Origin of the sequence: Pseudomonas sp. URMO17WK12:I7 (assembly GCF_003269045.1) — a bacterium.
Taxonomy (GTDB): domain Bacteria; phylum Pseudomonadota; class Gammaproteobacteria; order Pseudomonadales; family Pseudomonadaceae; genus Aquipseudomonas; species Aquipseudomonas putida_J.
This window is the reverse complement of sequence record NZ_QLTL01000011.1, coordinates 57155-70203: the sequence shown is the minus strand read 5'-3', so window position 1 is coordinate 70203 and position 13049 is coordinate 57155. Positions and strand designations below refer to the sequence as shown.

12 protein-coding genes are annotated in these 13049 nt (G+C 65.0%); 8 read left to right on the top strand and 4 right to left on the bottom strand.

Features of this window, described 5'->3' with window-relative positions; all coding sequences use genetic code 11:
* Positions 1-9: 9 nt before the first annotated feature.
* The gene (gene ureG / locus H040_RS16320; protein ID WP_027916761.1) at positions 10-633 is read left to right on the top strand and encodes an urease accessory protein UreG; all 624 of its coding nucleotides are present in this window, start codon (positions 10-12) and stop codon (positions 631-633) included.
* A gap of 5 nt (positions 634-638) precedes the next feature.
* Here ureG and H040_RS16315 read toward each other — a convergent pair whose 3' ends face one another.
* A complete protein-coding gene (locus H040_RS16315; protein WP_027916760.1) occupies positions 639-1367 on the bottom strand; it encodes a DUF899 domain-containing protein in 729 nt (242 codons plus the stop codon).
* A gap of 169 nt (positions 1368-1536) precedes the next feature.
* Entirely contained in the window at positions 1537-2199 is a 663-nt protein-coding gene (locus H040_RS16310; RefSeq protein ID WP_027916759.1) for an HAD family hydrolase, read from the bottom strand.
* A 95-nt stretch (positions 2200-2294) separates the two neighbouring features.
* On the opposite strand from H040_RS16310, the gene lexA reads away from it, so the two are divergent.
* Genes lexA through H040_RS16290 form a run of 4 tightly spaced genes read left to right on the top strand, consistent with a single transcriptional unit; the run spans position 2295 to position 8034 of the window.
* Entirely contained in the window at positions 2295-2912 is a 618-nt protein-coding gene (gene lexA / locus H040_RS16305) for a transcriptional repressor LexA (RefSeq protein WP_027916758.1), read from the top strand.
* A complete protein-coding gene (gene imuA / locus H040_RS16300) occupies positions 2912-3532 on the top strand; it encodes a translesion DNA synthesis-associated protein ImuA (RefSeq protein ID WP_027916757.1) in 621 nt (206 codons plus the stop codon). Before lexA ends, imuA begins: the two co-directional genes overlap by 1 nt.
* 6 nt (positions 3533-3538) lie before the next feature.
* The gene (locus tag H040_RS16295) at positions 3539-4957 is read left to right on the top strand and encodes a Y-family DNA polymerase (RefSeq protein WP_027916756.1); all 1419 of its coding nucleotides are present in this window, start codon (positions 3539-3541) and stop codon (positions 4955-4957) included.
* The gene (locus tag H040_RS16290; RefSeq protein ID WP_027916755.1) at positions 4954-8034 is read left to right on the top strand and encodes an error-prone DNA polymerase; all 3081 of its coding nucleotides are present in this window, start codon (positions 4954-4956) and stop codon (positions 8032-8034) included. The genes H040_RS16295 and H040_RS16290 overlap by 4 nt, the downstream gene beginning before the upstream one ends.
* A 126-nt stretch (positions 8035-8160) precedes the next feature.
* On the opposite strand, the gene H040_RS16285 is transcribed toward H040_RS16290, so the two are convergent.
* Positions 8161-8982 carry an aldo/keto reductase gene (locus tag H040_RS16285; RefSeq protein WP_027916754.1) on the bottom strand — a complete coding sequence of 274 codons (822 nt, stop codon included), beginning with the start codon at positions 8980-8982 and terminating at the stop codon, positions 8161-8163.
* Positions 8970-9875, bottom strand: coding sequence for a LysR family transcriptional regulator (locus H040_RS16280; RefSeq protein ID WP_027916753.1), 906 nt, complete (start codon positions 9873-9875; stop codon positions 8970-8972). The genes H040_RS16285 and H040_RS16280 overlap by 13 nt, the downstream gene beginning before the upstream one ends.
* Positions 9876-10015: 140 nt before the next feature.
* Between H040_RS16280 and H040_RS16275 the strand changes: the two genes are divergently transcribed.
* The 3 genes from H040_RS16275 (at position 10016) to H040_RS16265 (ending at position 13013) form a co-directional block, all read left to right on the top strand.
* Positions 10016-10714 (top strand): CoA transferase subunit A, encoded by a 699-nt coding sequence (locus H040_RS16275; RefSeq protein WP_027916752.1) that lies wholly within the window; start codon positions 10016-10018, stop codon positions 10712-10714.
* 35 nt (positions 10715-10749) lie between these two features.
* Complete coding sequence (locus H040_RS16270; RefSeq protein ID WP_027916751.1) at positions 10750-11406, top strand: CoA transferase subunit B; 657 nt, start codon at positions 10750-10752, stop codon at positions 11404-11406.
* A gap of 188 nt (positions 11407-11594) precedes the next feature.
* Positions 11595-13013 (top strand): short-chain fatty acid transporter, encoded by a 1419-nt coding sequence (locus H040_RS16265; RefSeq protein WP_027916750.1) that lies wholly within the window; start codon positions 11595-11597, stop codon positions 13011-13013.
* Positions 13014-13049 lie beyond the last annotated feature (36 nt).

The following is a 13049-nucleotide window of genomic DNA, read 5'->3' as shown; positions in this document are numbered from 1 at the left end:
ACTGCCTACATGCAAAGCTATCAGCAACCCCTGCGCGTCGGTGTCGGCGGCCCGGTCGGCTCCGGCAAGACCGCGCTGCTCGAATGCCTGTGCAAGGCCATGCGCGATCACTACCAGATCGCCGTGGTCACCAACGACATCTATACCAAGGAAGACCAGCGCATCCTCACCGAGGCCGGTGCCCTTGAGCCTGAGCGTATCGTCGGTGTCGAAACCGGTGGCTGCCCGCACACCGCCATTCGCGAAGATGCCTCGATGAACCTGGCCGCCGTCGAAGCGCTGGCGCGCAAGTTCGGCAACCTCGAAGTGATCTTTGTCGAAAGCGGCGGCGACAACCTCAGTGCCACCTTCAGCCCGGAGCTGGCCGACCTGACCATCTACGTCATCGACGTGGCCGAGGGCGAGAAGATTCCGCGCAAGGGCGGCCCCGGTATCACCAAATCGGACTTCCTGGTGATCAACAAGACTGACCTGGCGCCCTACGTCGGTGCCTCGCTGGAAGTGATGGAGCGTGACACCCAGCGCATGCGCCCGCAGCGCCCTTGGACCTTCAGCAACCTGAAGAAGGGCGAAGGCCTGCAGGCGGTGATCGACTTCATCGTCGAGCGGGGCATGCTGGGCGTCAGGGGCTGACTCCGTCAGTCGTGGCAGCAGTGCGGTTTGCCGGTTTGCTCCGTGTAGCGATCATGGTGCCGCACCCAGTCCATGGTCCCGGCTTCGTTGCGGCCCAGCGGGGCGATGTCGAGGAAGTTGTAAGTGTTGACCAAGATGTCCAGGCCGCGGGCGTAGGTGGAATAGGTATGGAAGACCGTGCCGTCCGGGTCTTTGTAGAAGGCGCTCAGGCCTGGCAGCTCGGCCTCGTTGCCGGTGTAAGTCTCATAGTTGTACTGGCGTTGGCCCTCGGTGCCGACGCTGACGCCGAAGTCTTCGTTGAAGCCGCTGGCGTGCGATGAATACCAGGGGAAGCGCCACCCCATGCGTTGGCGGAAGGCCTGGAATTCGGGGTAGGGCGCACGCGACACGGCGACCAGTGAGACGTCGTGGTGGGCCAGATGCAGGTTGGCGCCGTCGAAATGGTCGGCAAGGAACGAGCAACCTGGGCAGCCTTCGTTCCAGCCCTCGGCAAACATGAAGTGATAGACAAGCAGCTGGCTGCGCCCGGCAAACAGCTCGGGCAGGCTCAGCTCGCCGTCCGGGCCCTGGAAGCGGTAGGGCTGTTCGACCTGGACCCAGGGCAGGGCACGGCGGGCGGCCGCCAGTTCGTCGCGCTGGTGGGTGAAGGCCTTTTCGTGCAGCCACAGCTGGCGGCGAGCGGCCAGCCATTGGTCGCGTGAGGCGACCGGGTGTTTCTGATCGGGGGGGCTCATGGTGCTGACTCCGCAAGGGGGTTCACACCCTGGTCGATTCGAAAGGAGGGGAATCGACAGCCGTGGCGGATGGGCGATGAGTGGTCTGGTGTGCCTGGCTGGAAATTTGTGGCGCCTGTCAGATCGAGCGCCGCCCGCGCGGCGCTCGATCTCGGCCCCAGTCATTCATTCATGGCGAGCACATGGTCTCGATCAACACCCACAACTGTGGATCATTGAAATCCTTCACCACCAGTTTTGCCCCGGCCGCCAGCAACCGCTCCGGCGTCTGGGTCGTGGCAACCCCCACGGTGAAGATCCCGGCCCCGCTCGCAGCGGCCACGCCCGGTAGCGAGTCCTCGAACGCCAGCGCTTCGCCTGCCACCGCCTCCAGGCGCTGCAGCCCGGTGAGGTAGGGCAGTGGATCAGGCTTGGGCCGCGCCAGCTCTTCGGCCACCAGCACATGCTCGAAGCGGCCCCGAAGGCCCATGGCCGTCAGCATATGCTCGGCATTCAACCGTGGCGCATTGGTCACCACGCACATGCCGATGTCCCAGGCTCGCGCATGGTCCATCAGGCGCAGCAAGCCTGGCGTGGGTTGCAGCACGGGTGACAGTTCGCGGAAAAGCGCTTCCTTGCGGTCGGCCAGGGCCTGGCACTCGGCCGCATCGGCACGTGGAAACAATTCGGCAAACAGTTCGCCATTGGCCCGGCCACTGACCTGGGTATCGAACTGTTCCTGGGTCAGCTGGCGTCCGTCATAGTCGTGAAGCAGTTGGCGGAAGGCCTGCAAATGCAGGGTGTCGGTGTCGGTCAAGGTTCCATCGAGATCGAACAGCAGGGCAGTCAGCATCAGGTATCCAGGTAATCAAAAAAACAAAAGCCGGGGGATGATAACCAAACCCGGCGACAAAGGGGGCTGTTCAGCGCACGTTGAAAAGAGTACAAATGTACTCCATGGACAATCTCACCCCAAAACGCCGGGCAATCCTGGAATACATTCGCGAGCGCATTGCCGAACACGGCCAGCCACCGAGCCTGGCCGATATCGCCAGCCGCTTTGGCTTCGCTTCGCGCAGCGTGGCGCGCAAGCACATCACCGCGTTGTGCCAGGCCGGTTACATCGATGTCACGCCAAACCAGGCGCGGGGCATTCGCCTGGCCGAGCCCCTGCGCCGGCCAGAAATCCTCGAAATTCCCGTGCTGGGGCAGGTGGCGGCCGGTGCACCGATCGGCCCGGACCTGGGCATTCACGAGCAATTGCTGCTCGACCCCAGCCTGTTTCGTCGCACCCCGGATTACCTGCTCAAGGTGCGCGGTGATTCCATGGTCGACGACGGCATCTTTGACGGTGACCTGGTCGGCATTCGCCAGCAGGGCGAGGCACGTGATGGCCAGATCGTGGTAGCGCGCCTGGACGGCGAGGTCACCATCAAGCGGCTGCAGCGCCAGCACGGTGGTTACCGGCTGTTGCCGCGCAACCCGGCCTATGCGCCGATCGATGTCGGGCCCGAGCACGAGTTCTTCATCGAAGGCGTGTTCTGTGGCTTGCTGAGGCGCGACTGATGGGCGCGGTGGTCGATCTCGATCGGCTGCTCGACCAGCGCCATGTCTGGCGCGGCCGGCAGGGCCAGGTGCGCCCGGCCGGCTTGCAACCCACCGGCCATGCGACGCTCGACCAGCGCCTGCCGGAGGGCGGCTGGCCGGCAGCGGCCCTCAGTGAACTGCTTTTGGCCAGCCCGGGGTGTGGCGAACTGCAACTGCTCTGGCCTTCCCTGGCACGCCTGACCGCTGATGGCGAGCGGGTGGTGCTGGTGGCGCCGCCGTTCATTCCCTATGCGCCGGCCTGGCAGGCCGCCGGTATCGACCTGCGCTGGTTGGTGCACGTCGATGCCGAGCAGGTCGATGCCCTGTGGGCGGCTGAACAGTGCTTGCGCTCCGGCAGCTGCGCGGCGGTGCTGTGCTGGCCGGAGCGTGCCGATGACCGCGCCCTGCGCCGCCTGCAGGTGGCTGCCGAGACCGGGCAGGCACTGGCTTTCGCTTGTCGGCCGCAACAGGCTGCGCACAATCCTTCGCCCGCTGCGTTGCGTATTGCCGTGGATACGCGCCCGGCGCAATGGCGCGTACTCAAGTGCCGGGGCGGCATGCCACCGGCCATGCCAATCGCCTGCCCAGGGCGGGGCTGATGCAACATGCTCTGGGCCTGCATTCTCCTGCCCCAGCTGGCGCTGGACTCGGTCCTGCGCGAGCGTGACGACGCCGATACGCCACTGGTGCTGATCGGCGGCCCCGTTCAGCGTCGCTTGCTGCAAGCCGTCAATCCAGCTGCAGCGGCGCTTGGCCTGCGGGCGGGGCAGACGCTGACCGCCGCACGGGCCCTGGCCGATGGCTTCCAGTGTGGCGAGGCTGACCCGGCCCGCATCGAGCAACTGCAGCAGTTGCTGGCAGCCTGGGCCTACCGGTTCAGTGCTCAGGTGAGTCTTCATTACCCACGTGCCTTGTTGCTTGAGGTCGGTTCCAGTTTGCAACTGTTCGGTCCCTGGCCGCTGTTTGAGGCCCGCCTGCGCGAGGAACTGGCAGCACTGGGCTTGCGCCAGCGCATCGTGCTCGCAACCAACCCGGTAGCAGCTCGCATGCTTGCCAACGGCCATGACGGCCTGGCCTTGACCAGCGCCGAGCAGACCCGGGCTGCGCTGGCGCGCATGCCGATCGAGCGTGTCGGGTTGCCGGCGGACGCTGCCGAAGCCTTTGCCCGCATGGGCCTGCGCCAGTTGGGGCAGGTGCTGGCCTTGCCGCGCGATGCGCTGGCCAGGCGTTTTTCCGCCCAGGTGCAGTTGCACCTGGACCAATTGCTCGGTTTGCGCTCCATGGGTCTGGGCTTCTATCAGCCGCCGGATCGCTTCGAAACGCGCCTGGAACTCAACTTCGACGTCGAGTCGCACCAGGCCTTGCTGTTCCCGCTGCGGCGCATGCTCAATGACCTGGCTGCCTTCCTCGCCGGTCGCGACTGCGGTGTGCAGCGCTTCTGCCTGCACCTGGAGCACGTCGAAGGGCCGGACACTCGATTGCAGGTAGGCCTGCTGGCCGCCGAGCGCGACGCTGCGATGCTGTTCGAACTGGCCCGCGGGCGCCTGGAGCCGCTGCGCATCCCGGCGCCTGTGCGCAACCTGCGGTTGGTTGCCGACGACCTGCCAGCCTTCGTGCCCCAGCACCAGGCACTGTTCGACCCCCGCGCCAAGCAGGCCCAGCCCTGGGAGCAACTGCGCGAACGCTTGCGCGCGCGCCTGGGTGATGAAGCCGTCAAGGGCCTGCGCGCCGAGGCCGACCATCGCCCCGAGTACGCCTGGCAGCAGGCGGAACAGGGCGCCCAGGGTAACCTGCCGGCCTTGCCCGGTAGCCGCCCTGGCTGGTTGCTGCACACACCGCAGGCCTTGGCAACGACTGACCACACGCTGCTCGGCCAGGCCGAGCGCATCGAGTCGGGCTGGTGGGACGGTGGCGACGTGCGCCGTGACTACTATCGCATCGAAACCCGCGACGGCCTGCGCGGCTGGGCCTATCAGGACCTGTCTCAACCCGGCCCGCTGTGGCTGCAGGGCTGGTTCGCATGAGTACTTCGAGTTACGCCGAGCTGCATTGCCTGTCCAATTTCAGCTTCCAGCGCGGTGCGTCCAGCGCCGAAGAGCTGTTTCGCCGCGCTCACGAGCAGGGCTACCAGGCCCTGGCAATCACCGACGAGTGCACTTTGGCGGGCATCGTTCGCGCCTGGCAGGCCGCCAAGGCGCAACAGTTGCGCCTGATCGTCGGCAGCGAAATGCGCCTGCAGGGTGGCCCCAAACTGGTTTTGCTGGTGCAGAACCTGGCGGGCTACCAGAACCTGTGTGCCCTGATCACCCGTGCTCGACGGCGGGCCGAGAAGGGTGACTACCAGTTGTTCGCTGACGACCTTCAGCAACACCATGAGGGGTTGCTGGCGCTGTGGATTGCCGATGATCCCGATGACCAGGCGACTGGCCGCTGGCTACGTGGCGTGTTCGCTGGGCGCTTGTGGCTGGGCGTTCACCTGCACCGCGGCAGCGACGATGACCGGCGCCTGGCGCGCTTGCGGGAACTGGCGGCGCAGCTGGGCATACGCGCGGTGGCCTGCGGTGACGTGCACATGCACGTGCGCGGCCGGCGTGCGCTTCAGGACTGCATGACCGCCATCCGCCAGCACTGCAACGTGGCCGAGGCAGGGCGCCACCTGTTCGCCAATGGCGAGCGCCACCTGCGCCCACTGGAGCAACTGGCCGAACTCTACCCGGCAGACCTGCTGGCTGAAAGCCTGGTCATCGCCGAGCGTTGCCAGTTCGACCTGGGTGAACTGCGCTACCAGTACCCGCGCGAGCTGGTGCCCGAAGGCCAGACCCCCGCCAGCTGGCTGCGCGAACTGTGCGAGCGGGGCTTGCCCCTGCGCTGGCCGGCGGGGCCGAGCAGCAAGGTGCGCGCGGTGCTGGACAAGGAACTGGCACTGATCGAGGAGCTGGGTTACGAGAGCTATTTCCTGACCGTGCATGACATCGTCGCCTTTGCCCGCAGCCAGCACATTCTCTGCCAGGGCCGTGGCTCGGCAGCCAACTCGGTGGTGTGTTTCGTGCTGGGCATCACCGAGCTCGACCCGATGGAGCATCGCCTGCTGTTCGAGCGCTTTCTGTCCCGCGAGCGCAACGAGCCGCCCGATATCGACGTGGACTTCGAACATGACCGGCGCGAAGAGGTGATCCAGTACGTGTTCCGCCGTTATGGCCGGCACCGCGCTGCACTCACTGCCGTGGTCAATACCTATCACGCTGCCGGGGCTGTGCGTGATGTAGCCAGGGTGCTGGGCCTGCCGGCCGACCAGGTGGATGCCCTGGCCAAGTGCTGCGGCCGCTGGAGCGACCGCATCCCGGACCCGCAACGGCTGGCAGAGGCCGGATTCGAGCCGGGCAGCCCGTCGTTGCGGCGCATCCTGGTACTGGCCGGTGAGTTGATCGGTTTCCCCCGTCACCTGTCCCAGCACCCCGGTGGCTTTGTCATTTCCGAACAACCGCTGGACCATCTGGTGCCGGTGGAAAACGCTGCCATGGCCGAGCGCACCGTGATCCAGTGGGACAAGGACGACCTGGACATGGTCGGCCTGCTCAAGGTCGATGTGCTGGCACTGGGCATGCTCAGCGCCTTGCGCCGTTGTTTTGACCTGCTGCAACGCCATCGCGGTCGCCAGCTGACCCTGGCGACTATCCCTGGTGAAGACCCGGCCACCTACGCAATGATCAGCCGCGCCGAAACCATGGGGGTGTTCCAGATCGAATCGCGGGCACAGATGGCCATGCTGCCGCGGCTCAGGCCCAACACCTTCTATGACCTGGTGATCGAAGTGGCCATCGTGCGGCCTGGGCCAATCCAAGGCGACATGGTTCACCCCTACCTGCGCCGGCGCCTCAAGCAGGAGCCGGTGACCTATCCCTCGGAAAAGCTCAAGGAGGTCTTCGAACGTACGCTGGGCGTGCCACTGTTCCAGGAACAGGTAATGGAGCTGGCCATGGTTGCTGCCGACTATAGCCCCGGCGAGGCTGACCAGTTGCGCCGCAGCATGGCAGCCTGGAAGCGCCACGGCGGGCTGGAGCCCCATCGTCAGCGGCTGGTCGAAGGCATGCTGCGCAACGGTTACGACCTGGCATTCGCCGAGCGCATCTTCGAGCAGATCAAAGGTTTTGGCAGTTACGGCTTCCCCGAGTCGCACGCGGCCAGCTTCGCCTTGCTGTGTTACGCCAGCAGCTGGCTCAAGTGCCATGAGCCGGCGATCTTCACCTGTGCGCTGGTCAACAGCTGGCCTATGGGCTTCTACAGCCCGGACCAGTTGCTGCAGGAGGCGCGGCGGCAAGGGATCGAAGTCCGTCCCGTGGATGTGTTCCATAGCGAATGGGACTGCACCTTGGAGCCTGACCCTCAAGGTGCCCTGGCCCTGCGCCTTGGCTTGCGTCAGGTGCGTGGTTTCAGTGAGGCGGATGCGCGCCGCCTGGAGCAGGCGAGGGCGCAGCGCCCCTGGCGGGATGTCGAAGACCTGTGCCTGCGCGCCGGGCTCGACAGCCGTGCCCGCGCCCGGCTGGCCGATGCGGGAGCCCTGCGTGCCCTGGCGCGTGACCGCCACCAGGCGCGCTGGCAGGTGGCGGCGGTGCAGCCGCAGTTGCCGCTATTCGCCGAGGTGCAGGCGCTGCCAGAAGCGCAAGTAGCGCTGCCCGCGCCAACGGTTGGCGAAGACCTGGTTGCCGATTACGAAACCTTGGGGACTACCCTGGGCCCGCATCCGCTCAGGCTGTTGCGCTCACGGCTGCGGGCGCTGGGCTGTCGCAGTTCCGGCGAGCTGGCGGGTGTCGAGCACGGCGATGCGATTACCGTGGCCGGGCTGGTGGTGGGGCGGCAGCGTCCGCAAACCGCCAGTGGCGTAACCTTCGTGACACTCGAGGATGAGTTCGGCATGGTCAACGTGGTGGTCTGGCGTGACCTGGCTGAACGGCAGCGGCGTGCGTTGGTGGGCTCGCAGTTGCTCAAGGTGAGCGGGCGGCTGGAGCAAGAGAACGGGGTGCGGCATTTGATTGCCCGGCGGCTGGAAGACATCAGCCCCTTGCTGCAAGGGCTGGATGTGAAGAGCCGAGATTTTCACTGACTTGATGGCTTCTTCGCGGGCAAGTCGGGGCGCCTAACCGCCGCTCCCACAGGATCACCACAGGATTGCAGCCCTCCACGTTACCTGTGGGAGCGGGTTTACCCGCGAAGAAGCCAACTCGGTCTGTCAGACCATCGCCAGGTGCTGCTTGCGCGTCGGCGCCGGAAATGCCCGGTCGATCGCCCGCAAGTCCTCAAGGGTAAGGGTCAACGCCCCGGCAGCCGCATTCAACCGCACATGTTCCGCAGACACCGCCTTGGGGATGGCAATCACATCATTTTCCCGTGTCACCCACGCCAGGCTGACCTGCGCCGGCGTCGCCCCATGGCGCTCGGCGATCTCGCTCAACACCGGGTGTTGCAACAGCCGCCCGGCCTGGGCCAGCGGGCAGTAGGCCATGGTTGGCAAACCGCGCTGGCGGCTCCACGGCAACAAGTCGAACTCGATGCCGCGCTGCGCCGGGTTGTACAGCACCTGATTGGTGGCGCAATCCGGGTTGTGCAGTTCACGCAGGTCATCGACATCGAAATTGGACACCCCCCAACGGCGGATCTTGCCCTGCTTGCGCAAGCGTTCGAACGCCTCGACCGTTTCCTCCAGCGGATACTGGCCGCGCCAGTGCAGCAGGTACAGGTCGATCACCTCGGTGCCGAGGCGTTTCAGGCTGCGTTCGCAAGCTTCAGGCACGCCCCGGCGGCTGGCATTGTGGGGGTAGACCTTGCTGACCAGGAACACCTGGTCGCGGCGCCCGGCAATGGCCTGGCCGACCACTTCCTCGGCGCCGCCCTCGGCATACATTTCGGCGCTGTCGATCAGGGTCATGCCCTGTTCGATGCCTTGTTGCAGGGCGGCCACTTCGGCGGCCTTGCGGGCCGGGTCCTCGCCCATGTACCAAGTGCCCTGGCCAATGGCCGGCACGTTGCAACCTGCCAGTTTCACGTAACGCATGTCACCTCCGGAGTCTGGGTGTGGGAAAGCACTACTTCGAGCAGCGCCTGGGCTGCGGTGGAAAGCCTGTGGTCGGCCAGGGCGATCACGCCGATGCGCCTTTCGACGGCAGGCTCGACCAGTGTCACGCAACGTGCGCCCAGCTCCTGCATCTGGTTGATACACAGCGCTGGCACCGCGCTGACGCCCAGGCCACTGGCGACCATGCGGCCGATGGTCGACAGCTGGTGGCTTTCGAACGCCACCGCCAGCTTGCCGTGGCGTGCCGCGACGTACTGCTCAAGCAGCAGGCGCACTGCCGACGGGCGTTGCAAGGCGATGAAGTCCTCAGCCAGCAGTTGCGCCCAGGTCGCCTGGGCTTGCAAGGCCAGCGGTGAATCGGCCGGCACCACGGCGACGAAACGGTCCATGTACAGCGGATGGAAATTCAGGCCTTCGGTGTTTTCCGGCTCGAAGCCGATGCCCAGTTCGACGCGGCGATGGCGCACCAGTTCCAGCACCTGTTCGTTGATCACGTCATGCACCGTGACATTGACCTTGGGGTAACGCTGGCGGAACACCTTGAGCGAATGTGGCAACAGGTTGCCGGCAAAGGCGGGCATGGCCGCCACCGAGACGCGGCCCAGCTGCAGGGTGAAGCGCTGGCGCAGCATTTCTTCGGTGTCGTCCCAGTCGGCCAGCAGGCGCCGAGCCAGGGGCAGCAGCACCTCACCCTCGGCGGTCAGGCTGACGCTGCGGGTGGTGCGGGTGAGCAGGGCGCCGCCGAGGTTCTCCTCCAGTGCCTTGATGGTCAGGCTCAAGGCCGGTTGCGACACATGCAGGTGTTCACCGGCTTGGGCGAAGCTTTGGTACTTGGCGACGGCGACGAAGGCGCGCAGTTGCTTGACGTTCATGACAGCCTCGCTCGCTGTTTTGGAAAAGTTATCAATCGATGATGAAAACAAAATTAACAAATCAGTCGTCAGCGGTGAAGATGGCTGCACACGCTCACCGACAGCCTCGTCGGTTCAACAACTACAAAAGGCGGATCAGCATGGCCGGACTGGACAAGCGCGTAGCAACCTATGAAGAGGCCCTGGCAGGCCTGACCGACAACATGACGGTGCTGGCCGGCGGCTTCGGCCTGTGCGGCATCCCTGAAAACCTCATCGCTGAAATCAAGCGCCTTGGCGTCAAGGGCCTGACCGTGGTTTCCAATAACTGCGGTGTCGACGGCTTCGGCCTGGGCGTGCTGCTGGAAGACCGGCAGATCCGCAAGATGATCGCTTCCTATGTGGGCGAAAACGCCGAATTCGAGCGCCAGCTGCTCAGTGGCGAACTGGAAGTCGAGCTGACCCCGCAAGGCACCCTGGCTGAGAAGATGCGTGCCGGCGGTGCCGGTATCCCGGCCTTCTACACCGCCACCGGTTACGGCACGCCGGTTGCCGACGGCAAGGAAGTGCGCGAGTTCAAGGGCCGCAAATACATCCTCGAAGAGTCCATCACCGGCGACTTTGCCATCGTCAAGGGCTGGAAGGCCGACCACTACGGCAACGTGGTGTACCGCAACACCGCGCAGAACTTCAACCCACTGGCGGCCACCGCCGGCAAGATCACCGTGGTCGAAGTGGAAGAAATCGTCGAGCCAGGCGTGCTGCTGCCCAGCGAGATCCACACCCCGGGCATCTTCGTCGACCGGGTGATCGTCGGCACCTTCGAAAAACGCATCGAAAAGCGCACCGTCAAGGCCTGAGCGCCGTCCATCAGAACAACAAAGAGATCCTGACCATGGCACTGACCCGCGAACAGATGGCGCAACGCGTCGCCCGTGAACTGAAGGACGGCTACTACGTCAACCTCGGCATCGGTATCCCGACCCTGGTGGCCAACTATGTACCGGCTGACATGGATGTGATGCTGCAGTCCGAAAACGGCCTGCTCGGCATGGGTGAATTCCCCACCGAAAGCACCCTCGATGCCGACATGATCAACGCCGGCAAACAGACCGTCACCGCCCGCCGTGGTGCGTCGATCTTCGACTCGGCGCAGTCGTTTGCCATGATCCGTGGCGGCCACGTCGACCTCACCGTGCTGGGCGCATTCGAAGTGGACGTGGAAGGCAACATCGCTTCGTGGATGATCCCCGGCAAGCTGGTCAAGGGCATGGGCGGCGCCATGGACCTGGTGGCCGGTGCCGAGAACATCATCGTCACCATGACCCACGCCTCCAAGGATGGCGAGTCCAAGCTGCTGCCGCGTTGCAGCCTGCCGCTGACCGGTGCCGGCTGCATCCGCAAGGTGCTGACCGACCTGGCCTACCTGGAGATCGAAGACGGCGCCTTCATCCTGCGCGAGACTGCGCCGGGGGTGAGCGTTGAAGAAATCATCGAGAAGACCGCTGGCAAGCTGATCGTGCCGGACGATGTAAAGGAAATGACCTTCTAAAGCATCACACTGTCCCCCTGTAGGAGCGGCCTTGTGTCGCGAAAGGGCTGCAGAGTAGCCCCGCGGTTTCAGCACTTAAGTTGAGATCGGGGGGCCGCTGCGCGGCCCTTTCGCGACACAAGGCCGCTCCTACAGGGGTTTTGCGTTTCTGCAGATAAATCCGATAAAACCAATAAAAGGAAGTAACCGTGGCCGCTGAAATCCAAGACAGCCGCTCCGCCCGCTTTGCCCTGCGCTGTTCCAACTGGGCCGAGCGGTGGTTCCCCGACTCCTGGGTATTCGCCGCCCTGGCCGTGTTGCTGGTGTGCATCGGCGCCCTGGCCATGGGCGCCAAGCCGACCGACACTGCCAAGGCCTTCGGCGATGGCTTCTGGAGCCTGATCCCGTTCACCATGCAGATGGCCTTCGTGGTCATCGGCGGCTATGTGGTGGCCAGTTCGCCGCCAGCCGCTCGGCTGATCGATCGCCTGGCGCGCATCCCCAAGAACGGCCGCTCGGCGGTGTGCTGGGTGGCGCTGATCTCGATGCTGGCTTCGCTGCTCAACTGGGGCCTCTCGCTGGTGTTCGGCGGTTTGCTGGTCCGTGCCCTGGCCCGTCGCACCGAACTGAAGATGGACTATCGCGCTGCGGGTGCCGCGGCTTATCTGGGCCTGGGTGCTGTCTGGGCGCTGGGCCTGTCGTCTTCGGCCGCCCAGTTGCAAGCCAACCCGGCCAGCCTGCCGCCTTCGATCCTGTCGATTACTGGCGTGATCCCGTTTACCGAGACCATATTCCTCTGGCAATCCGGGGTGATGTTGGCGGCCCTGGTGATCGTCTCGCTGGTGATCGCCTATGCCACGGCACCCGGCCCGAACAGTGCGCGCAGCGCCGAAGACTGTGGTGTCGACCCCAGCTTCACCGCCCCCCCAACGCCCAAGCGTACCCGCCCGGGCGAATGGCTGGAGCACAGCCCGATCCTGATCCTGATGCTGGTGGCCCTGGCCGGCGGCTGGCTGTACCAGGAGTTCGCCACCAAACCGGCGATCACTGCGATTTCCGGGCTGAACACCTACAACCTGCTGTTCATCATGCTTGGTGCTTTGCTTCACTGGCGCCCACGCAGCTTCCTCGATGCCGTGGCGCGTGCCGTGCCGACCACCACCGGGGTGCTGATCCAGTTCCCGCTGTACGGCTCGATTGCTGCGATCCTTACCCAGGTCAAAGGTGTGGATGAGCAGACGCTGGCCCATCACATCTCGTTGTTCTTCACCCAGATCGCCACCCATGACACCTATGCGCTGCTGATGGGTGTGTACTCGGCAGTGCTGGGCTTCTTCATCCCTTCGGGTGGTGGCAAGTGGATCATCGAAGCGCCGTACGTGATGCTGGTGGCCAACGACCTGCAGTACCACCTGGGCTGGGCGGTGCAGATCTACAACGCCGCCGAGGCGTTGCCGAACCTGATCAACCCGTTCTACATGCTGCCGTTGCTGGGCGTGCTGGGGCTCAAGGCGCGGGACCTGATCGGCTTCTCGTTCGTGCAGTTGCTGGTGCATGTGCCGCTGGTGCTGGTGCTGCTGTGGGCACTGGGTACCACGTTGCAGTATGTGCCGCCGGTGATGCCTTGAAATAGCTGTGTTGCCTGCACCGGCCTGTTCGCGGGT